21 protein-coding genes and 2 pseudogenes are annotated in these 20,683 nt (G+C 71.9%); 6 read left to right on the forward strand and 17 right to left on the reverse strand.

Annotated elements, in window-relative coordinates:
• Positions 1–1,104, forward strand: a pseudogene (locus GSF22_RS13660) (chromosome partitioning protein); the annotation flags it as partial.
• Positions 1,105–1,187: 83 nt separating this feature from the next.
• Here GSF22_RS13660 and GSF22_RS13665 read toward each other — a convergent pair.
• Positions 1,188–1,616: a DUF3151 domain-containing protein gene (locus GSF22_RS13665; protein ID WP_208813934.1), complete on the reverse strand. Its 429-nt coding sequence runs from the start codon at positions 1,614–1,616 to the stop codon at positions 1,188–1,190.
• Positions 1,617–1,879: 263 nt separating this feature from the next.
• Between GSF22_RS13665 and GSF22_RS13670 the strand changes: the two genes are divergently transcribed.
• A complete protein-coding gene (locus GSF22_RS13670) occupies positions 1,880–3,100 on the forward strand; it encodes an LOG family protein (RefSeq protein WP_208813935.1) in 1,221 nt (406 codons plus the stop codon).
• Positions 3,101–3,179: 79 nt separating this feature from the next.
• On the opposite strand, the gene fbaA is transcribed toward GSF22_RS13670, so the two are convergent.
• Positions 3,180–4,205, reverse strand: a complete 1,026-nt coding sequence (gene fbaA, locus GSF22_RS13675; protein ID WP_208813936.1) for a class II fructose-bisphosphate aldolase — start codon at positions 4,203–4,205, stop codon at positions 3,180–3,182.
• A 202-nt stretch (positions 4,206–4,407) separates the two neighbouring features.
• Positions 4,408–4,791: a phage holin family protein gene (locus tag GSF22_RS13680; protein WP_208813937.1), complete on the reverse strand. Its 384-nt coding sequence runs from the start codon at positions 4,789–4,791 to the stop codon at positions 4,408–4,410.
• Positions 4,792–4,921: 130 nt separating this feature from the next.
• Here GSF22_RS13680 and GSF22_RS13685 point away from each other — a divergent pair, with 130 nt between their 5' ends.
• A complete protein-coding gene (locus GSF22_RS13685; RefSeq protein ID WP_208813938.1) occupies positions 4,922–5,131 on the forward strand; it encodes a hypothetical protein in 210 nt (69 codons plus the stop codon).
• Between the two features lie 6 nt (positions 5,132–5,137).
• On the opposite strand, the gene GSF22_RS13690 is transcribed toward GSF22_RS13685, so the two are convergent.
• A complete protein-coding gene (locus GSF22_RS13690) occupies positions 5,138–6,211 on the reverse strand; it encodes an LCP family protein (RefSeq protein WP_208813939.1) in 1,074 nt (357 codons plus the stop codon).
• A complete protein-coding gene (locus tag GSF22_RS13695; RefSeq protein ID WP_208813940.1) occupies positions 6,212–6,691 on the reverse strand; it encodes a SigE family RNA polymerase sigma factor in 480 nt (159 codons plus the stop codon). It abuts the gene before it with no gap.
• 106 nt (positions 6,692–6,797) lie between these two features.
• Between GSF22_RS13695 and GSF22_RS13700 the strand changes: the two genes are divergently transcribed.
• The 3 genes from GSF22_RS13700 to GSF22_RS13710 all read left to right on the forward strand — a co-directional run bounded on the left by GSF22_RS13700 (position 6,798) and on the right by GSF22_RS13710 (position 11,828).
• Complete coding sequence (locus GSF22_RS13700; RefSeq protein ID WP_208813941.1) at positions 6,798–8,387, forward strand: 3' terminal RNA ribose 2'-O-methyltransferase Hen1; 1,590 nt, start codon at positions 6,798–6,800, stop codon at positions 8,385–8,387.
• Positions 8,384–10,912 (forward strand): polynucleotide kinase-phosphatase, encoded by a 2,529-nt coding sequence (locus GSF22_RS13705; RefSeq protein ID WP_208813942.1) that lies wholly within the window; start codon positions 8,384–8,386, stop codon positions 10,910–10,912. The genes GSF22_RS13700 and GSF22_RS13705 overlap by 4 nt, the downstream gene beginning before the upstream one ends.
• Before the next feature lie 202 nt (positions 10,913–11,114).
• Positions 11,115–11,828: a DedA family protein gene (locus GSF22_RS13710; RefSeq protein WP_208813943.1), complete on the forward strand. Its 714-nt coding sequence runs from the start codon at positions 11,115–11,117 to the stop codon at positions 11,826–11,828.
• Between the two features lie 159 nt (positions 11,829–11,987).
• Here GSF22_RS13710 and GSF22_RS13715 read toward each other — a convergent pair whose 3' ends face one another.
• The 12 genes and pseudogenes from GSF22_RS13715 to GSF22_RS13770 form a co-directional block, all read right to left on the reverse strand.
• Positions 11,988–12,365 (reverse strand): ArsR/SmtB family transcription factor, encoded by a 378-nt coding sequence (locus GSF22_RS13715; RefSeq protein WP_208813944.1) that lies wholly within the window; start codon positions 12,363–12,365, stop codon positions 11,988–11,990.
• 57 nt (positions 12,366–12,422) lie between these two features.
• On the reverse strand, positions 12,423–12,962 hold the full coding sequence (gene pyrE, locus GSF22_RS13720) for an orotate phosphoribosyltransferase (protein ID WP_208813945.1): 540 nt from the start codon (positions 12,960–12,962) through the stop codon (positions 12,423–12,425).
• A gap of 178 nt (positions 12,963–13,140) precedes the next feature.
• Entirely contained in the window at positions 13,141–13,980 is an 840-nt protein-coding gene (locus GSF22_RS13725) for an SDR family NAD(P)-dependent oxidoreductase (protein ID WP_208813946.1), read from the reverse strand.
• A 9-nt stretch (positions 13,981–13,989) separates the two neighbouring features.
• Positions 13,990–14,676, reverse strand: coding sequence for a hypothetical protein (locus GSF22_RS13730; protein ID WP_244367351.1), 687 nt, complete (start codon positions 14,674–14,676; stop codon positions 13,990–13,992).
• A 69-nt stretch (positions 14,677–14,745) separates the two neighbouring features.
• Complete coding sequence (locus GSF22_RS13735) at positions 14,746–15,504, reverse strand: hypothetical protein (protein ID WP_307803975.1); 759 nt, start codon at positions 15,502–15,504, stop codon at positions 14,746–14,748.
• 130 nt (positions 15,505–15,634) lie between these two features.
• Positions 15,635–17,206 (reverse strand): polyamine aminopropyltransferase, encoded by a 1,572-nt coding sequence (locus GSF22_RS13740; protein WP_208813951.1) that lies wholly within the window; start codon positions 17,204–17,206, stop codon positions 15,635–15,637.
• Positions 17,207–17,229: 23 nt separating this feature from the next.
• Positions 17,230–17,949: a hypothetical protein gene (locus GSF22_RS13745; protein ID WP_208813947.1), complete on the reverse strand. Its 720-nt coding sequence runs from the start codon at positions 17,947–17,949 to the stop codon at positions 17,230–17,232.
• A 38-nt stretch (positions 17,950–17,987) separates the two neighbouring features.
• Positions 17,988–18,413, reverse strand: a complete 426-nt coding sequence (locus GSF22_RS13750) for a DUF350 domain-containing protein (protein WP_439957777.1) — start codon at positions 18,411–18,413, stop codon at positions 17,988–17,990.
• Positions 18,414–18,540: 127 nt separating this feature from the next.
• Positions 18,541–18,966, reverse strand: a complete 426-nt coding sequence (locus GSF22_RS13755) for a DUF4247 domain-containing protein (protein WP_208813948.1) — start codon at positions 18,964–18,966, stop codon at positions 18,541–18,543.
• Positions 18,963–19,496 carry a DUF2617 family protein gene (locus GSF22_RS13760; protein WP_208813949.1) on the reverse strand — a complete coding sequence of 178 codons (534 nt, stop codon included), beginning with the start codon at positions 19,494–19,496 and terminating at the stop codon, positions 18,963–18,965. The genes GSF22_RS13755 and GSF22_RS13760 overlap by 4 nt, the downstream gene beginning before the upstream one ends.
• Before the next feature lie 21 nt (positions 19,497–19,517).
• Positions 19,518–20,134: pseudogene (locus GSF22_RS13765) on the reverse strand (DUF4178 domain-containing protein).
• A gap of 113 nt (positions 20,135–20,247) precedes the next feature.
• Positions 20,248–20,683 (reverse strand): hypothetical protein (locus GSF22_RS13770; RefSeq protein ID WP_244367352.1); only part of this gene is annotated, 436 nt, incomplete at its 5' end.

A 20,683-nucleotide genomic window follows, 5' to 3' on the forward strand; every position in this document is an offset into this window, starting at 1 on the left:
CCCTGGCAACAGACACCGCAACCCGCCCCGGCTCAGCATCCGGGTGTGCACCCGGTGCCGCAGCAGCCGTACCAGGAGACACCCGGCGTGGTCCGGGTGCCGGCGGCCGGTCAGCCGGAGCCGGCCTGGCCAGCGGCCGGTCAGCCCGAGCCGGCCTGGCCGGCGGAGGGAGCCGCCCCCACGGCGGAGGACTTCGCCCGGCGGCGGGCGGCCCGACCGGTGGACCCGGTCGCCACGATGGGGATCCGGGCAGCGGTCAACAAGACCACGCTCGGCCTGGTCAAGCTCGCCCCCGGACGGCAGGAGCAGGAACTCAAGCGGGACATCGACATGGTCCGGCGCAACTTCGGCGGGCTGCGCCAGGTGACCGTGGTCAACCCGAAGGGCGGCGCCGGAAAGACGGTGGCCATCCTGCTGCTCGCCATGACCTTCGGGCAGAAACGTGGCGGGTACGTGCTGGCCTGGGACAACAACGAGACCCAGGGCACCCTCGGCATGCGCGCCCAGCAGGACTTCCACTCCCGGACCGTCCGGGACATGCTGCGCGACCTGGGGCAGTTCCAGGGAGCCCACGGCCGGGTCGGTGACCTGTCGCAGTACGTCCGCTCGCAGGGCGAGGGGATGTTCGACGTGCTGGCCTCCGACGAGTCGGCCACCGGCGGCGAGATGCTCACCGCCAGCGCGTTCGCCGAGATCCGTGAGGTGGTCAGCCGGTTCTACAAGCTGATCTTCGTGGACACCGGGAACAACGTCCGGGCCCAGAACTGGCAGGCCGCGATGGACGCCACCGACCAGCTCGTGATCACCATGTCCGCCCGGAACGACTCCGCCGAGACCGCCGCCCGGATGCTCGACCACCTGGAGCAGAGCGGCCGGCAACGGCTGGTCCGGCAGGCGGTCACCGTGGTCTCGATGCCCCCGTCCCGCAAGGAGATCGACCTGCCCGCCATCGAGCAGCACTTCGCCGCCCGGACCAGGGCGGTCCTGCTGGCGCCGTACGAGCGGCTGATCGACACGGGTGAGCCGATCCGGTACGGGCAGCTCTCCGCAGCGACCCGGGATGCCTGGCTGAAGATCGCAGCGGCGGTCGCCGAGGGCCTCTGACGGCGTCCCGTCCTCGGTCGGGCCACCGGTCCGGTCCCGGTCAGGCGCGCGACGCGACCGGGTCGGCGGGGCGACGCCCCGGGTCAGCTGCTGGACAGGGCGTCCGCCGCCGCCGGGTCGCAGTCCCGCAGGAACTGGGCGCAGCGGGCCGCCTCGTCCGCCTCACCGATCGCGTCGGCGGCCCGGGAGAGCAGGTAGAGGCAGCGCAGGAAACCCCGGTTCGGGGTGTGCGACCACGGTACCGGGCCGTGCCCGCGCCAGCCGTTGCGGCGCAGCTGGTCCAGGCCCCGGTGGTAGCCGGTACGCGCGAACGCGTACGCGGTCACCGTCGCGCCCTCGGCCAGCGCGCGTGCCCCCAGCGCACCCCAGGCGGCGCACGAGGTGGGGAAGCGGGCGGCAACCGAGGCGTACGCCTCGTCGGTGTCCGTCCCGCGGGCCTCCGCGAGCGCCGCCTCGGCGGCCTCGTCGGCGGGCAGGAGCGTGGCCGGTGGTTCAGGCAACAGGTTCTGCATCTGCCCATTCAACCCGTCCCGACGGTGGCCCGGTGCGCGGGGCGGCCCGTTGACGCTGGCTGAACGGTTGACCACCGGTTGCGCGTGCGGCCGGTGTGGCGGGCGACGGCGTCGACTACAAATGAAGATCCGGAGCCTCCCCAGGAACCGGTTGAAAGGGAGCCCGGTGGCGTCAGCCACCGGGCTCTCGACGTTTCCGCCGGGCTCTCGACATTCCAGTCGGCGGATGCATGGCGGTTGCCCGTGCAGGGCACGATGACCGGATGCCGACCCCACCCCCTGTCGACGTGATCGACCTGCACGACACCACCGAACACGAGATCGAGAGCCGGGCGGAACTGGACCGTCACCTCGCCGCCGGCAGCCTCGCCGGACTGACCGTGCAGGGGCTGTACCTGGACGTCGCCCCGGCACCGGACCTCTCCACCGTCGACCTGACCGACACGCTCTTCGTCGGGTGCCACTTCCCGTCGGTGGAGGTCGAGGCGGAGATGGTCCGCCGGGGTGCCCACGTCGTACCCCCGTTCCGTGACCTGCCGTACCCGACCCAGCCGACCCACCTGTACCGGCCGGAGGAACTCGCCGAGGGCTTCGCCGCCGGGGGCTTCGACGGCATGTACGACACCCGGGTGTACCGGCACTTCCGGGAGCAGGGCGGGGCGGTCCCGGAGGTCCGGGAGGCGCTCGCCCAACGGATGCACGACCACGGCATCGACAACGCGCTCGCCGACGCGACCCGCTCCTGGCTGGCCGTACACGGCCCGCAGTCGGTGGTCGGGGTGATGGGTGGGCACGCGGTCCCCCGGGGCAGTGCCGCGTACCGGCTGGCCGCGCGGCTGGGCTGGGAACTGGCCCGCGCCGACCGGCTGGTGGTCACCGGCGGTGGGCCGGGCGTGATGGAGGCGGCGAACCTGGGCGCGTATCTCGCCGGGCAGGACGTCGACGCGCTGGCCGAGGCGATCGACCTGCTCGCCTCGGCGCCGGACTTCACCGACCACGGACGGTACACGGCCACCGCACTCGCGGTCCGGGAGCGGTTCGGCGATTCGGGGGCACCGGACCGGGACCCCGGTTTCGTCAGCGGCCCGCACGACTGGGCCCGCAGCGGTGGGCTGGCCATCCCCACCTGGTTGTACGGCCACGAGCCGGCGAACCTCTTCGCCGGCCGGATCGCCAAGTACTTCTCGAACGCGATCCGGGAGGACACCATCCTGCGGCTGGCCCGGGGTGGGATCGTCTTCGCCCCCGGCCGGGCCGGCACGGTCCAGGAGGTCTTCCAGGCGGCCACCAAGACGTACTACGGCACGGACGGCGCGAGCGGGGCGTACGTCTTCCTGGACCGGGAGTTCTGGACCACCACCCTGCCGATCGGTGCCCTGCTCCAGCCGTTGCTGGCCGCGTCCCCGTTCGGGGACCTGTCCGGCACGGTGCACCTGACCGACGACGTGCACGAGGCGGTCCGGCTGCTCACCGCCACGGGATGACGGCCGCCGGCCCCTGCGCCGGAAACGGCCGTGCGGCCGTCCCCGGAGGGGGACGGCCGCACGGACCGGGAAGAAAGGACTACTTCGCCAGGGTGGTACCGGTGGAGCGCAGGTGCTCGCACGCCTCGGCGACGCGCGCGGCCATCCCCGCCTCGGCGGCCTTGCCCCAGACCCGGGGGTCGTACAGCTTCTTGTTGCCGACCTCGCCGTCGACCTTGAGCACGCCGTCGTAGTTGCGGAACATGTGGTCCGCGACCGGGCGGGTGAAGGTGTACTGCGTGTCGGTGTCGATGTTCATCTTGACCACGCCGTAGTCGAGCGCCTCGCGGATCTCGGACAGCAGCGAGCCGGATCCACCGTGGAAGACCAGGCTGAGCGGCTTCTCCTTGCCGTACTTGGCGCCGACCGCCTCCTGGATCTGGTTGAGGATCTCGGGGCGGAGCTTCACGTTGCCCGGCTTGTAGACGCCGTGCACGTTGCCGAAGGTCAGCGCCGCCATGTAGCGGCCCTTCTCGCCGAGGCCGAGCGCCTCGACCATGGCCAGTCCGTCCTCGACGGTGGTGTAGAGCTTGTCGTTGATGGCGTTCTCGACGCCGTCCTCCTCACCGCCGACGACACCCACCTCGATCTCCAGGACGATCTTGGCCTGGGCGGCGTCGTCGAGGAGCTGCGCGGCGATCTCCAGGTTCTCCGCGACCGGCACGGCCGAGCCGTCCCACATGTGCGACTGGAACAGCGGCTGCTCGCCCCGGGCCACCCGCTCCTTGGAGAGGGCCATCAACGGCCGGACGAACTTGTCCAGCTTGTCCTTCGGGCAGTGGTCGGTGTGCAGCGCGATGTTCACGTCGTACTTCTTGGCCACCTCGGTGGCGTACGCGGCGAACGCCACGGCGCCGGTGACCATGTCCTTGACGGTCGGGCCGGAGAGGTACTCCGCGCCACCGGTGGAGACCTGGATGATGCCGTCGCTCTCGGCGTCGGCGAAGCCCCGCAGCGCCGCGTTGAGGGTCTGCGAGGACGTCACGTTGATCGCGGGGTACGCGAACCGGCCGGCCTTGGCGCGGTCGAGCATCTCGGCGTAGACCTCAGGGGAAGCGATGGGCATGTCAAACGCTCCTTACTTACCGCTCTCGGCCGTGTCGGCCGCTGTCGTTCCATGGCTGCGCCGGACCGCGCTGTCCTCCGCCGGAAGTATCCCGTAGTCGGCCTGCACCGGCACAACCGGGCCGGTACGGGCCCACCGGCCCGGTCGGCGCGCCCCGGCCGGTACCGGCCCACCGGCCGGCCGGCTCCGCGCCAGCCGCCGGTCAGCTCCGTTCCAGCCGGTCCGGTACCACGACGCTGATCAACCAGCTCACCACCGCCATCACGATGGCGCCCCAGAACGCCGGCCAGAAGCCGTCCACCTGGAACGGCAGCTGGAGCTTGCCGGCTATCCAGTCGGTCAGCAGGAACAGCAACGCGTTGACCACGAGCGCGAACAGGCCGAGGGTGACCAGGTACAGGACACAGCCGATCAGATGGATGGCCGGTTTGAGTACGGCGTTGACGACGCCGAAGATCAGGGCGACGGCGAGCAGGGTCAACGCCCTGTTGCCGCCGGTCCGACCGCCCACCTCGATCCCGCTGACCACCAGGGTGGTGATCCACAGCGCGATCGCGTTGATCACGAGCCTGACCAGGAATCCCACCGCCCCATCGTGGCACCGTCCGGCGTCCAGGGGAGGCCAATCGGGCGACTGGCGTTTGCCGTGGCCTCCCGGCGGGCAGCAGCCTCTACCCGTACGGTGGGTTGGACTGCCGAGATCTCAGGGAGGCGACATGGGTCAGCCCGACGAGGACTTCGCCCCGGGTGACCATCTGAGCCCGGACGAGCGGGACCCGGAGGCACCGGCGCACGACGCCGTCGAGCAGGCGATGGTGGCCGATCCGGCCGAGGAGGAGCCGGTACCGCACCGGGGCCTGGAGGTGGACGACTGGGATGCCATGGAGCAGGCCCGGGTGGTCGGCCCGGACGACGACTACCGCTGACCCGACCTACTCCACGGTCGCCCGGTCCGGGTGCGCACGGGCCCAGTCCGCCAGCCGGCCGGTCCGCAACGCGGCCAGCAACGGGTCGGCTGAGCTGGTGTCGAGGCGCATCGCGAAGGGCTGCCCGGCCCCGCTCACCGTCACCGGCAGGTCGACCGCGACCACCGGGATGCCGTCGGCCAGCCGGGGCGCCTCGGCGACCAGCCGTTCGACCCCTGTCTCACCGCCCGCCACGGTGAGGTGGTCACCGAGCGTACGGAGCAGGGTGAAGAGTCCGGCCGGTTCGCTCAGCAGGTCACGGTCCCCGGCCCGGCGGAACAGCGCGGCGGCGAAGATCTGGGCGTGCCGGTCCCGGTCCTGGGCCCCGTCGGGCAGGCCCAGTCGCTGCCGGAGCAGGTCGAGCGCCGCCGCCCCGTCGAGGTGCTGGCAACCGGCCGGGAAGGTCCGTCCGGTGTGCACCGAGCGGACCTTCCGGGGCAGGCAGAGCGGTACCCCGTCGAGTTCGTCGGTCAGTTTCCGCAGTGCGGGGTAGGTGAGCGTGGCGCCGGCGTCGATCGGTACGCCGGTCAGGTCGGTGACGGCCTGCCGGGTCAGTTCCCATCCGGCGCTGCGGTCGGCGGCGCCGCCCATGCCGACCGTGAACACGCTGTTCAACTTCCGTTCCCCGCCCCCGGGGACCGGCACGGTCAGGTCCCGGGGCAGGGCGATGAGGTACATTCCGCTGCGGTCGGCCGGCAGGTGCACGAGCAGTACCGAGTCGGCCCGCAGGGCCGGGTCGTCGCTCCCCCCGTCCAGACCGAGCAGCAGCAGGTTCAGCGGCCCGGCCGGTGCCGCCGGGGTGGCCCGGTCACCGAGCAGGTTGCCCGGTCCGGCCGGTACCCGCTCCCGGTCGGCGACCGCCAGCGGTACGCCCACCGCGACCGCCAGCAGCACGGCCAGTGCCGCACCGGCCACCCGTAGCCGGGACCGCTGCCGGCGGCGGCGCTGCACGGCCAGGTCGATGGCCGCACGCAGCGGCCCGACGGGCGGGATCGACCGCTCGTGCCGGACGAAGGCCGAACGGAGCTCGTCCTCGATCATCTAAGCCTCCACGAGTTCGGCGCGCAGGGTGGCCAGGGCACGGGAGATGGAGGCGCGGACGGTCCCGACCGCGCATCCGAGGATCTCCGCGATCTCCGCGTCGGGCAGGTCCTCGTAGTAGCGCAGCACGAGGGTGGCGCGCTGGCGGCGGGGCAGCCGGGCCAGCCAGGACCAGACCTGGTCGCGGTCCGCGGTGGCCTGGGCGTGGTCGACGGGTACCACGACCGTCTCCGCCGGCTCGGCCCGCAGCAGTACCCGGCGCATCCAGGAGCCACGCCGCCAGTCGACGTACTGGTTGGTGAGCATCCGGCGGACGTACCGCTCCGGCGAGTCCGCCCGGGCGACCCGGCGCCAGTTGAGCTGGACCCGGACCATCGTCTCCTGCACCAGGTCCTGCGCCTGGTGCGGATCCCCGGTCAGCATGACCGCGTACCGCAACAGCGCGGTCAGCCGCGAGTCGGCGAACTCCTCGTACGTCACTGCACCTCCCAGGCCTCACCCTGCTGACGGGTGGTGGGGCCGGAACCGTTGCAGCTGGCACGAAATCGGGAGGACGCAAGATCGAACCGGCTGCCACCATGATGCGGTGCTGCTCACCGTCACCACCACCCACCGGCCGGCGACCGACCTGGGCTACCTGCTGGTCAAGCACCCGGACCGGATGCACGCGTTCGACCTGCCCACCGGTACGGCGTACGTGTTCTACGCCGAGGCGAGCGAGGAGTGCTGCACTGCGGCCCTGCTGCTCGACGTCGATCCACAGCGGCTGCTGACCGGGACGAGGAACCGGGGCGGCGCGAAGGGTTCCGCCCCGGACGGCTTCACCCTCGGCCAGTACGTCAACGACCGCCCGTACGCGACGTCGAGCCTGCTCGCCTCGGCGCTGGCGAAGGTGTTCCGGTCGGCGCTGCGCGGTGAGTCCCGGGACCGGCCGGAGCTGGCCGGTACGCCGATCCCCCTGGAGGTGCGGGTGCCGGTGCTGCGCTGCCAGGGCGGTCCGGAACTGGTCGGGCGGCTCTTCGCCCCGCTCGGCTGGACGGTGACCGCGACCGCCGTGGGGCTGGACGAGGAGCACCCGGAGTGGGGGGCGAGCCGGTACGTGGACCTCACCCTGACCGGCACGCTCCGCCTGGCCGACGCGCTGAACCACCTCTACGTGCTGCTGCCGGTGCTGGACGACGCGAAGCACTACTGGGTCGCCCCGGAGGAGATCGACAAGCTGCTCCGGGCCGGTGCGGGCTGGCTGGCCGACCATCCGGAACGGGCCCTGGTGACCCGGCGTTACCTGGCCCACCAGCGGGCTCTCGCCCAGTCGGCGCTGGACCGCCTGGCCGAGCTGCGGCTGGCCGACGAGCCGGCCGACGCGGACACGGTCACCGACTCCGAAACCGACAGCCATGGTGACGGTGGTGCCGGTACGGCACCGGACCCGGTCACCGGGGCGGAGCCCGCGAACGGGCCGGACACGCCCGTCCGGCTGCCGTCGCTGGCTGCCCAGCGGCGGACCGCCGTCCTGGCCGCGCTCGCCGACAGCGGCGCCAGCCGGGTACTGGACCTGGGCTGTGGTGGTGGTGCGCTGCTGGTGGACCTGGTCGCCGACCGCCGGTACACCGAGATCGTCGGTACCGACGTGTCGACCGCCGCACTGGCCATGGCCGAGCGACGGCTGCGCCTGGACCGGCTGCCCGAACGGCAGCGGGACCGGATCCGGCTGTGGCAGTCCGCGCTGACCTACCGGGACGACCGGCTGCGCGGGTACGACGCGGCCGTGCTGATGGAGGTGATCGAGCACGTCGACCCGTCCCGGCTGGACGCGCTGGAGGCGGCGGTCTTCGGGCACGCCCAACCGGGCGCCGTCGTCGTGACCACCCCGAACGTCGAGTACAACGTCCGGTACGAGGGACTGCCGGCCGGGCAGGCCCGGCACCACGACCACCGGTTCGAGTGGACCCGGGCCGAGTTCGCCGACTGGGCGCACCGGGTCGCCGACACGTACGGCTACCGGGTCGCGTTGAGCGGCATCGGCGGGGACGATCCGGAGGTGGGCGCCCCCACCCAGCTCGCCGTCCTCACCCGCGCCACCACCACCGCAGCCGGGCAGCAGACCGTCGGCACCGTCGCTGAGCAGCAGGCCACCGGCACCGTCGGCGACGACGAGAAGGAGGTACCGGCATGACCGTCGTCGAGATTCCCGAACTCGCCCTGGTCGCCCTGGTCGGGGTCTCCGGCTCCGGCAAGACGACCTTCGCCCGACGGCACTTCGCCCCGACCCAGGTGCTCTCCTCGGACGCCTTCCGGGCGATGGTCGCCGACGACGAGAACGACCAGTCGGCGTCGGCGACCGCCTTCGACGTGCTGCACTACGTGGCCGGCAAGCGGCTGCGCGGCGGACGGTTGACCGTGGTGGACGCCACCAACCTCCAGCCGCACGCCCGGCAGGCCCTGGTGAAGGTGGCCCGCGACCACGACGTGCTGCCGGTGGCGATCGTGCTGGACGTACCGGAGGCGGTCGCCTGGGAGCGGACCGAGGCGCGTACGGACCGGACGTTCGACCGGCGGGTGATCACCCGGATGCAGCGGGACCTGCGGCAGTCCCTCGGCCGGTTGGCCCGGGAGGGCTTCCGCAAGGTGTACGTGCTGCGCGGGGTCGACGAGATCGACGCCGCCGAGATCCGGTACGAGAAGCTCTTCAACGACCGGCGGGAGCTGACCGGGCCGTTCGACATCATCGGTGACGTGCACGGCTGCCGGGCCGAGCTGGAGACACTGCTGGTCCGGCTCGGCTGGACGCTGCGCACCGACGCCGACGGGCGTCCGGTCGGCGCCGTCCACCCGGAGGGTCGTACCGCGGTCTTCGTGGGGGACCTGGTGGACCGCGGCCCGGACTCGCCCGGGGTGCTCCGCCTGGTGATGGGCATGGTGGCCGCCGGTACCGCGATCTGCGTGCCCGGCAACCACGAGCAGAAACTGCTGCGCCGGCTGCGCGGCCGGGACGTGAAGCTCACCCACGGGCTGGCCGAGACGGTGGCCCAGCTCGACGCCGAGGACCCGGCGTTCGTGGCCGGGGTGGCGGCCTTCATCGACGGACTGGTCAGCCACTACGTGCTCGACGGCGGGCGGCTGGTGGTCGCCCACGCCGGGTTGAAGGAGGAGTACCAGGGCCGCGCGTCCGGCCGGGTCCGTTCGTTCGCGCTCTACGGGGAGACCACCGGCGAAACCGACGAGTACGGCCTGCCGGTGCGCTACCCGTGGGCCCGGGACTACCGGGGTTCGGCGATGGTCGTGTACGGCCACACCCCGACCCCGGTCCCGGAGTGGGTGAACAACACCATCTGCATCGACACCGGCTGTGTCTTCGGTGGTGCGCTGACCGCGCTGCGGTACCCGGACCGGGAACTGGTCTCGGTCCCGGCCGAGAAGGAGCACTACCCGCCGGTCCGGCCGCTGGTACCGACCGGCAGCCAGCGGACCGACGACACGCTGGAACTGACCGACGTGACGGGGCGCCGGCACGTCGACTACGGCTACGGGAAGGTGACCGTACCGGCGGAGAACTCGGCGGCGGCCCTGGAGGTGATGAGCCGCTTCGCGGTCGACCCCCGGTGGCTGGTCTGGCTGCCGCCGACCATGGCGCCCTGCTCGACCTCCACCGTGCCCGGCTACCTGGAGCACCCGGCCGAGGCGTTCGCCGACTTCCGGGCGGCCGGGGTGGACCGGGTGGTCTGCGAGGAGAAGCACATGGGTTCCCGGGCGGTGGTCCTGGTCCGGCGGGAGCCGGACGCCGGCCCGTTCGGTCCGGGCGGCGGGGTGGTGTACACCCGGACGGGCCGGCCGTTCTTCGGTGACCCGCTCGACGGGCAGCTCCTCGACCGGGTCCGCCGGGCGGTGGACGTCACCGGCCTCTGGGCCGAGCTGGACACCGACTGGCTGCTGCTCGACTGCGAGCTGCTGCCCTGGTCGGCCAAGGCGGGCGGGCTGATCCGCAGCCGGTACGCCAGCGTCGGCGCGGCGGGGCGGCACGTCCTGCCGGCGGTGGACCAGGTGCTGGCCTCCGCCGGGCGACGAGGGCTCGACGTGGCGGCGCTGCGGGACCGGATGGCCCGCCGGGCGGCGGACGTGGCCCGCTACTCGGCCGCCTACCGGCGCTACGTGGGGCCCACCGACGGGCTGGCCGGGGTGACCCTGGCGCCGTTCGCGGTGCTCGCCGGGGCGGGCCGGTCGTACGCCGACCGGGACCACGGCTGGCACCTGGCCCTGGCCGACCGGCTCTGTGCGGTGGATCCGGAGCTGTTCACGCCAACCCGCCGGCTGGTGGTGGAGCTGGCCGACGGCACGGCGGTGGCTGCCGCGACGGACTGGTGGCTGGCGCTGACTGCCGACGGCGGTGAGGGCATGGTGGTGAAGCCGTACGCCGGTCCCGGTGCGGTCAACGCGAAGGGCCGGTTGCTCCAGCCGGGCATCAAGTGCCGGGGCCGGGAGTACCTGCGGATCATCTACGGGCCGGAGTACACCGAGCCGGCGCAGCTCGCCGCGCTGCGGAAGCGGTCGCTGGGGCGGAAACGGGGCCTGGCGCTGACCGAGCACGGGCTGGGGCTGGCCGCCCTGGACCGGCTCGCCGAGGGGGCCCCGCTGTGGCGCCGGCACGAGTTGGTCTTCGCCATCCTGGCGTCCGAGTCGGAGCCGGTGGATCCGCGACTGTGAACCGGCCGGCGTCGGTGTCCCCCTGGCGGGGCGCCGACGCCGCTGGCGTCACACCCGGGGCCGCGCCTGCACCCACCGCCATGGGCCCGGCCCGGGGTGTGTGACGTCGAGCACCGGCTGACCTGGCGGCCACCTAGACTACGGGCGTGCCGACGCCGGGGGCGGACAGTCCGCCCGGACGGCAGACATCGGAGGTCAACTCGTGTCGACGCCCACCACCGTGCTGGCTCTGGGTCCTGACTGGCTCGACCCGGAGTGGCTGATTTCGACGTTCGGGCTGCTCGGCATCCTGGCGATCGTCTTCGCCGAGTCCGGCCTGCTGATCGGGTTCTTCCTGCCGGGCGACTCGCTGCTCTTCACCGCCGGCCTGCTCACCGCCGACGGGAAGTACGTCACCTACCCGCTCTGGCTGGTCTGCCTGCTGATCACCGTCGCGGCGGTGGCCGGTGACCAGGTGGGCTACCTGTTCGGCAAGAAGGTGGGTCCGGCGCTCTTCCGGCGGCCGAACTCGCGCATGTTCAAGCAGGAGAACGTGATCAAGGCGCACGACTTCTTCGAGAAGTACGGCGCCCGGTCGATCGTGCTGGCCCGGTTCGTGCCCATCGTGCGGACCTTCACGCCGATCGTGGCCGGGATCAGTGGGATGCGGTACCGCACCTTCGTGATCTACAACATCATCGGCGGGGTCCTCTGGGGCACGGGTGTCACCGTGCTCGGCTACTTCCTCGGCCAGATCCCGTTCGTCAAGGCGAACATCGAGCTGATCCTGATCGGCATCGTGCTCGTGTCGGTGGTGCCGATCGTGATCGAGCTGCTCCGGGCGCGCATGGCGGCGAAGCGTGGCACCACCGCTGCGGAGCGCGCGGCAGCCGAGGAGGCGATCCGGGAGACCCGCGAGCACTACGGCCGGTACTGACCGACCGGTCGACGGGCAGCGCACCGCCCACCGGGGTCCGGTCGGAGACCGTCCGTCCGGGTACCCACCGACGGGTGGTGTCACCACACCGGCGGTACCCGCACCCGGGTCAGGTCCGGTGTCCCCTCACGAGGGGACACCGGACAACCGGATGATGAGTCAGCGAGCCTTCTTGGTGGCGCGCTTACGGGGCGGGGTCAGCAGATCCGCGATCGTCGCGATCGCGGTCGGCACCAGCCGGTAGTACGCCCAGACACCACGCTTCTCCCGCTCGAGCAGGCCGGCCTCGGTGAGGATCCGCAGGTGGTGGCTGACCGTCGGCTGCGAGAGGCCGAGCGGTGCGGTCAGGTCGCACACGCACGCCTCGCCCTCGGGCGCCGACTGGATCAGGCTGAGCAGCCGCAGCCGAGCAGGGTCGGCGAGGGCCTTGAGCACCCCCGCGAGCCGCTCAGCGTCGGCACGTTCGATCGGCTCGCCGGCAAGCGGCGAGATCTGAGGCATAGTCATTTCAGCCAACGCAGTTCCCACGTAATACATCCTTCCACCAGCAGCATCGACCCGCCTGCATATCCGCAGATCCGAATCGGCAAATTTTTAGGCCACAAGGCCGAGGTCAGCCAACGTGTAGGCAGCGCGATAAGGCAATCCGGCGGCTTGCACCGCGTCGCCAGCACCTCGATCAACAATAACCGCCACGCCCACGACCTCAGCCCCGGCCTCTTGTAGTGCCTCGACCGCGGTGAGCACACTGCCACCCGTTGTCGAGGTATCTTCCACCGCCAATACCCGGCGACCGGCTACTTCAGGCCCCTCAATCCGCCGTTGCAGACCGTGCGCCTTACCTGCCTTGCGAACCACGAAGGCATCGAGCTGGCGTCGCGTCCCGGCAGCGGCGTGCAGCATCGCGCACGCCACCGGGTCCGCCCCCAGCGTCAGTCCTCCGACCGCGTCGTAGTCCCAGTCAGCGGTCAGATCCAGCAGCACCTGCCCTACCAACGGTGCCGCCGCGTGATGAAGTGTCACCCGCCGGAGATCGACGTACCAATCCGCTTCTCGGCCGGAGGAGAGCACCACCCGGCCATGCACCACAGCCAGGTCGGAGATGAATTTACGCAGGTCGTCGTGGGCCCCCATGGCGCCCAAGGGTACTGCGCAAGTCTGGGAGACGTACGCAGGGTCCACCGGGATCAGCCTTTAAGGCGACCGGTACGCGTCGATGAGCGGTCACGCTCCGCAACGGACGGTCCGGTTCCGGTGTCGGGTCGACCGTCCGCAGCGGCCCGGCACGGACCGGCTCCCGCCGGGTTACGGGTCAGTAACCGTCCCGGTCGATACGACCTCTGGCATCCCGGGTCACCGCGTGCACCAACCGCTGCGGGGCGACCCGCAGGGCCGCGACGGCGAGCTTGTACTTCCAGTCCGGGACGCTGACCAGCCGGCCTTTCCGCAGGTCACGAAGGCTTTCCGCGACCACGTCGTCGGCCGCCAGCCAGATCCAGCGGGGCATCTTCGACATGTTGATGCCGGCCCGCTGGTGGAACTCGGTACGGGTGTAGCCCGGGCAGAGGGCCATCACCCGCACCCCGTACGGCCGGACGGACTGACCGACCGACTCGCTGAAGTTGGTCACCCACGCCTTGCTGGCGGAGTACGTCGAGCCGGGCATCACCGGACCGAAGCCGGCCACGGAAGAGACATTTATCACTGCCCCGTGTCGCCGCGCGGTCATCCCCGGCAGGGCGGCGAGGGTGAGTCGGAGCACCGCGTGCACGTTCAACCGGAGCAACCGGGTCTCGTCGGCGACGCTGGAACGCAGGAAGGGCTGGTTGAGGCTGATCCCGGCGTTGTTGACCAGCAGGTCGACCGGTGGATCGGCACCGAGTCGCTGCTCCACCGCCGCGCAGCCGTCATCGGTGGACAGGTCGGCCGGGAGGGTCGCCACCGAGATCCCGTGCCGTCCGCTCAACTCCTCGGCGAAACCGGTCAGCCGGACGGCATCCCGGGCCACCAGCACCAGGTCGTGGCCCTCCGCCGCCAGCCGGCGGGCGAAGGCGGCCCCGATCCCGGCGGTCGCCCCGGTGACCAGGGCGGTACGTCCGGTCGCGGGCGGGCCGGCGACGGGCGATGGGCCTTGGTCCGGCGATGCGGGCACGGCTGGTCCTCACTGCGGCGGCGTCGTCCGCTCCGGGTACGACGGCTCGGTGGTCGAGGGCTGCTGCGGTACGGCGGTCGGTGCGGGCTGCTGCCCGGGTGGCCGACGACGGAAGTAGCCGTTCGCCGGAGGCGACCCCAGCAGCAGGGCTACCACAAGGTAACCGAGCGCCTGGGCCACCGAAAGCCCCGCGTTGAGCGGAAGCCACCACGACGGGTACGCGCCGGTCGCCGCAGCGACCAGGTCCGCCGTCACCGCGCTGTCGGTCCCGAGGCGCAACGGCACCGCGCGCTGCACGCCCGACAGGGTGAGGGCACCGCAGCCGCAGAGCAGGCCCAGGCCGCAGACCCCCCAGGTCGCGGCCCGACTGCCGGCACCACCGCGCAGCAGTCCGAGTGCCAAGACCACCAGCAGCACCGCGGCGGCCACGGAGAGCAGGGTGGCCGCGGTGGCCAGCCCGCGCAGCAGCAGGACCATCCCGTCGACCTGGTCCGGGTCGGCGGCCGTACCGGCGGCAGCCGCCCGGAACCGGTCGACGGTGCCGTTGAGGCTGAGCAGCACCACGACCGAGGCGAGCAGCCCACCGGCTGCCAGCACCACCAGCAGCCCGGCAGCAGCCGTGACCACGGCGGGCCGACGCACCGGCACCGCCGGTTCCGCCGGGACCGGGGCCGGCGTCCAGTTCGGGTACGACATCGCCGATCCCTCCGAGCAGTCGTTCTGCTGGAACCTACCCGGAGGGACCGGCGCAACCGGTGATTTCGGTCAGCTCGTCGGCGGCGGAGCCGACGGGCCCGGCCGGTCACCCGGCGGGTTGTCGCCCCCGGGCGGCGGGTACCCGGGCCCACCCGACGGCGGTTCCTGCTGCGGGTACCCGGGCTGGCCGGGGGTCGGCGGGTACCCGGGCGCACCCGACTGCGGGTACCCCGGCGTGCCGTGCTGCGGATATCCGGGCGTGCCGGTCGACGGGTAACCCGGGTAGTTGGCGCCCGGCACCGGCGGCTCCCAGACCGTCTGCGGCTTGCGGAAGAACTCGTTCGACGCCGGCAGGGCGAGCAGGATCAGTGCCACCAGCAGGGCGAGCAGGGCGAGCACGGTCAGCAGGTTGCTCACCGGCTCGTACCAGGACGGCAGCGCCGCGTCGAGCCGACGGTTGATCTCCTGCTGGCTGGGTACGTCGCCGCCGGTCTGGCCGCTCATCATGCCGTTGAGCGCGTTGCCGGCCAGCCCCACACCCGTGCAGCAGAGTGCGATGCCGCCGAGTACCCAGGTGATGATCCGGGAGACGTTCTTGCCCCGGTTGTTGAGTACAGCCAGCACCACGAACCCGATGGCGAGGAGCAGTCCGACGACCGCCGCGCCGATGCCGGAGACCGTCGCGATCGTCTCGGCGCCCTCCAGCGACGTCCCGGCGTAGGCGTCCCGGAAGACCTCCTGCATCGTGCTGAGCACGGTCAGCCCGACGATCAGGGTGATCACCTGGAGCACGGCGAACAGGATGAGCAGATAGCTGGAAATCGTCACGCTGCTCGGGCGTGTCCTGGCCGGCGGGGCGGCGGGGTTCCTGGGGTCCGTCACGACTCTCCCTTCGTGGATTGATGACTCACAGTATCGATACCCGACCAGTCAACCTCACGAAACGGCAGGTGGCAGCTCAGTAACCGCGCCACTCCGCGCGGGCGTACTCCAGCACCCGGGGTTGCAGCAGAGTGGACTCGGGAACGTCGAGCCGGCGCCGGTCGGCCGGGAAGTTCCCGGCCAGTCGCAACGTCTCCGGATCGAGGAAGCGCAGCGCCGGGGCACCGGCCGGCAACTCCAGCGCGGGTGGGGTGGCTCCCGGCGCGGCGAGCAGGAAACCCCAGTCGCCGAAGGAGGGCACGTCCACGTGGTACGGCGTGGTGGCGAAGCCGGCCGCCCGCAGCGACCGTTCGATCGACCAGTACGACCGGGGTGCGAAGTACGGCGAACCGGCCTGCACCACGATCCGGGCGTCCGGGGCGAGGACCGCCCGCACCAGCGCGTAGAACTCGACGGTGTAGAGCTTCGCGGTGGCCGTCTCGTCCGGGTCGGGCAGGTCGATGACCACCGTGTCGAAGCGTTCCGTGGCGGTACGCAGCCAGGCGAACGCGTCGGTGTGCACCAGACGGACCCGGGGGTCGTCGAACGCGCCCCGGTTCAGCTCCCGCAGCACCGGCTCGGTACGCGCCAACGCCACCACCGCCGGGTCCAGCTCCACCACGGTCACCCGGGCCACGTCCGGATAGCGCAGCACCTCGCGTACCCCGAGCCCGTCGCCACCGCCGAGGACCAGCACCTCGGCGTGCCGGCCGCGCAGCACCGGATGCACCAGGGCCTCGTGGTAGCGGTACTCGTCGGTGGAGCTGAACTGGAGGTCGCCGTTGAGGTAGAGCCGCAGGTCGGTGCCGCTGCGACCGGGCTCGGAAACGGACCGGGTGAGCACGATCTCCTGGTACCGGCTGCGTTCGGCGTGCACCACCGGATCCCGGTAGAGCTGCTGCCGGGCGGTCACCTCGAAGTCCTGAGCGGTCAGGTAGGCGTACCCGAGACAGAGCGCCACCACGACGGAGCCGGCGGTCAGCGCGGCGCGGGCCCGCCGGCTCAGCTCCCGGCGGAACACGGTGAAGACCAACGCGAGTCCGGCCAGCGCGTTCACCGCCCCGACCACCAGCGCACCCTTGAGCTGACCGAAGACCGGCATCAGCAGGAAGGGGAAGGCCAGGCCGCCGAGCAGGGCGCCCACGTAGTCGGCGGCGAAGAGGTCGGCCACCGCGCTGCCGGCGGCCTGCTTCCGGATGCGTTGCAGCAGCACCATCAGCAGCGGGATCTCCGCACCGATCAGCAGTCCGAGGACGAACGCGGTGGCCACCAGGGCGGGGGCGTACAGGTCCAGCCAGGCGAACGCGGCGTAGAGACCCAGCACGGAGAGCCCGCCGAGCAGGGCGAGCAGCAGTTCGATGGCGGCGAACGCGGCAGCGGCCCGGGGCTGCAACGGCTTGGCGGCCAGGGCACCGACGCCCATCGCGAAGACCATCACACCGAGCACGATGGACGCCTGCCCGACGGTGTCCCCGATCAGGTAGCTGCCGAGGGCGACCAGGGCCAGCTCGTAGACCAGCCCGCACGCGGCGCAGACGAAGACCGCAGCGAGCACGCCGGCCCGGGCCAGCCGTCGGTACGGCCGGGCCGGGCCGGTCGGTTCCGCCACGTCGATCTGCGCGGCCCCGGCGGTCACGCCCGGGACCGCTGCCGGCTGACCAGCCCTACGACCAGCAGCAGTACCGTGATCAGCAGGATCACCCCACCGGCGATGAAGAACCCCCGCCGGTCCCGCCAGTAGTCGTTCCCGGCGTCCGGCAGTGCCTGCACCGACGCGGGCGGCCCACCGGTGACCACCGGCGCCGGGCTGGCGTCCCCGGTCTCGGCGGTGAGCAGCGGCAGCATGGTCGCCGCCCGGGTGATCGCCCAACCCGGATCGTCGACGAACACCTTGTCGTCCAGCCCGAACCGTTGCAGACCTGCGGCGATCCGGTACTCGGCCACATCGCCCGAGCTGTTCACCTCGACGCTGGCCGAGTCTTCGAGCTCGCTGTTCGACGAGTAGTAGTAGACGACCGCCGAGATCTCGACCCAGCGGGGGCAGCGTTCCTGGTCCTCGACCGGCACCCCGTCGCCGAGGTTCGAGCCGACACTGACCACGTCGTTGTAGCTCTCCTGGAGCCGCCAGCCGTAGCAGATGCCCTGGGCCTGCGCGGCGCGCTGGAGGATCGGTACGGTGTCGGCGCGCTGGGCGTCGGTCGGCGGCGGTACGACCGTGCTGGCATCGCTGCTGCCACAGGCGCCGACGGCCAGCAGTGCGGCCGCCGCCAGGGCCAGTCCGGACCAGCGCCGTCCCCGTGCCCGACGCCCCGGCACGGCGGTCGTCCCGCGCCCCGACCCGGCGGCTGTCATCCGGTCGCTCCGCCCGTCCGGGCGCTTCGGGGCGCCCATCAGCTGATCGCGGCGGCGATGACCGCCCCGGTGGCCAGGTGCACGACGGCGGAGACCCAGACGGCCGGGTGCGGCTCCGACTCCACCAGGATCTCCCCCAGCTTTCCGGGGGTCGCCACGTCGAGCAGCACGAACGCGCCGGCCATGATGACCAGACCGAGGATGCCGTACGCCGAGGCGCTGACGATGCCGGCCACGAAGTCGTCCTCGCTGGCCGCGATCGCGGCCACCACGATGATGCCCACGCCGGCCAGGTTCGAGGCCAGCAGCAGGGCGGCGTTGCGGTTGCGCTGTACCCAGATCAGTTCGTTCAGCCGACCGGGCGTGGCCACGTCGACAAGCGCGTAGCCGATGCCCATCAGCACCACACCCACGACTCCGTAGGCGAGTGTGACCAGCAGGTCGGTGGCGAGGTTCGGCAACATCTCAACTCCCGGGGGTGGGTTCTGCTCGTACGAGGGGTGTCACGTGCCGCTGGGGCCGGTGTCACGTGCCGCTGGGGCCGGTGTCACATGCCGCTGGGGCCGGTGTCACGTGCCGCTGGGGCCGGTGTCACTTGCCGCTGCCGGGGCCGCCACCCCGGACGGTGTTGCCCCGGCCCCAACCCCAGCCGTTGCCGACCGTCGAGTGGTAGCGCGGATAGGCGGTCGAGACCTTCTCCAGCAGGATCAGCGAGCCGGCGGCGAGCGGCAGGATCACCACGGAGTCGTCGTCGTAGCGGAGGTAGACACCGCTGCCGTCGACGTACTGGTCAGCCGGCTGCCAGGCGTCGGTGACCTCCTTGGCCACCTGACTCGGCTGCTTCGCTGAGGTGTACGCGACGGCGTTGCCCGTGATGTCGTACTGGGCTGTCCGGCGGTACCGGTCCTCCACGTAGCCACGGGGGGAGAAGTTGCCGTAGAAGATGGCGAAGGCGGCGATCAGGGCGCCCACCAGGGCGAAGATCGTCCCCAGTACGAACCATCTGCGGTAGGTCATGACAGGTTCACCGCCGTTTCGGTCTGGACCAGCTCACCGGTCTGTGGGTACGCGTGCCAGGTCTGCCAGCGCACCGTGGCCTGCGCCTCCGGCGTCCCCTCGGCGGACCCGGCGGTCTCCAGGCGGACCCGCAGCGCGGTGATCGCGTCCTGGTCGCCGGGGAAGACCCCGACGAGGGCGTACGGGTCGTCGACGAGTTCGGTGCGCAGGACGGCCATCCGGGCGGCCAGTTCGGCCCGGCTCAGCCGCAGCACCTCGGCGGCGAATCGGTACCGGCCGTCCGGCTCCTCCACCCGGGAGGGCAGACTGGGCGGGCTGCCCGGCAGGCAGGCCACCGTCTCGGAGCGGCTGGTCCCGGGCGCGTCGAGCAGGACCTGATGGGAGGCGCCGAGCAGGCGCAGTCGTACCGCCACCCGGCCGGGCAGGTCGACCGTCAGTACGTGCAGGGCCGGGCGCTCCGGCCCGTCGAGCGCGAGGGAGAGGTCGGCGGCGGTGGTGTCGGCGTACGGGGTGTCCAGGCTGACCAGCATCGGGTCGTCAGGGCCTTTCGGTCATCGGTCGGCGGCCTGCGGATAGATCCGGACCTCGGCCCGGTGCAGCACCTCACCCCGGGCCACCTCCCAGGCACCGCCCTCGAAGGACTCGAAGGAGAGCCGGGTGCCGTTGGGGCCCCGGTAGTCGTGGTAGCGCATCGACCCGGAGGGGTTGAGCCCGGTGTTGCCGGTCCCCCTGAACCGGGCCTGGCCGGTCTCCTTGCTGGTGTACCGCTGGCCGTCGAGGGTCACCTTCGCCGCGCCGGGGGTGAGTCGGCTGTCCGGCACGACCGTCCAGAGCACCAGCTCCAGGTCCGGGTCCTCCTCCACGGAGACCCAGCACTTCGTGCCGTTGGCGTCGTCGAGCAGGTGCTCGTACCAGACCCAGGCGCCCTCGTTGATCCGCAGGCTGCCGCGTACCCCGTACGGGGTCTGCCGGATCTCGACGATGTCGCCGGGGCGTACCTTCCGAGGGTCGCCACGAAGCGCGTCCGCGTCGTCGTCCACGAAACGGAACGGATCCCGGGGCGCCCACCGGTGCGTGACCGGCGCAACGCCAGGACGGCGATCACCACTCCGGCCACCCCGGTCAGACAACCGGCCGTGGCCACCAGGTACGCCATTGCACCGTCCATCGCCCCCGCCTCCCCGAACCCCGCTCGGCCGAAGACGGTAACAAGCCCGCGCACCTGCGTAAACGCGGGCACATCTGAGCTATCACTCAACTACGATGAGTGATGAACACCGATCAGTGCGGGTGGTCGACGGCGTACTCCCCGACCGTGGCGCGGTGCATGACACATCCACTGAAAAGGGTGAACTCGGCCGGATCGGCACGCAGGGCCGCCCAGGCGGACCGGCCCTCCTCCGGGTCGAGCCGGTCGAGCAGGGTGGCCGCGTACACCCGACCGGCCGGGGAACCCTCGGTGAGCAGGGCGGTCAGCCGGGGCCTCAACCGGTCGCCCTGGTCGGAGAGGAGCCGCTCGACCGTCCGGTACGCCTCGGTGACCGGCAGGACCGTCGACGCGATGCCCACGCCACCGAAGGCCACGGTCTCCGCCGCCGACAGTTCCTGGAACGCTGCCTCGACTTCCGGACCCACCACCGCACCGCCCTCCCGGCGCGCGTCGATCGCCGGCTTCCGGTTCCGCTTCCCTCGTCCCAGCATGACTCCATCCCTACCC

The organism is Micromonospora echinofusca (genome assembly GCF_017614955.1).
Taxonomy (GTDB): domain Bacteria; phylum Actinomycetota; class Actinomycetes; order Mycobacteriales; family Micromonosporaceae; genus Micromonospora; species Micromonospora echinofusca_A.